1 protein-coding gene is annotated in these 327 nt (G+C 78.3%); it reads left to right on the top strand.

The window, feature by feature from the left end:
• Positions 1-327 (top strand): SDR family NAD(P)-dependent oxidoreductase (locus tag ADK41_RS10755; protein WP_159043961.1); only part of this gene is annotated, 327 nt, incomplete at both ends.

The following is a 327-nucleotide window of genomic DNA, read 5'->3' on the forward strand; positions in this document are numbered from 1 at the left end:
GGCCAAGCACATCGGCAAGATCGTGCTGACGATGCCGCCGCGCTGGAACCCCGAGGGCACCGTCCTCATCACCGGCGGCACCGGCGCGCTCGGCGGGCACCTCGCCCGCCGCCTCGCCGCCTCCGGGATGCGGCACCTGCTGCTGGCCGGCCGGCGCGGCCCGGACGCGCCGGGCGCCGCCGAACTCGCCGCCGAACTGCGCGAAATGGGCGCCGAGGTGACCGTCGCGGCCTGCGACACCGCCGACCGCGACGCCACCGCCGCGCTCCTCGCCGCGGTCCCCGACGCACACCCGCTGACCGCCGTCGTGCACACGGCCGGCGTCCT

This window comes from Streptomyces caelestis, assembly GCF_001279005.1.
GTDB lineage: Bacteria > Actinomycetota > Actinomycetes > Streptomycetales > Streptomycetaceae > Streptomyces > Streptomyces heliomycini.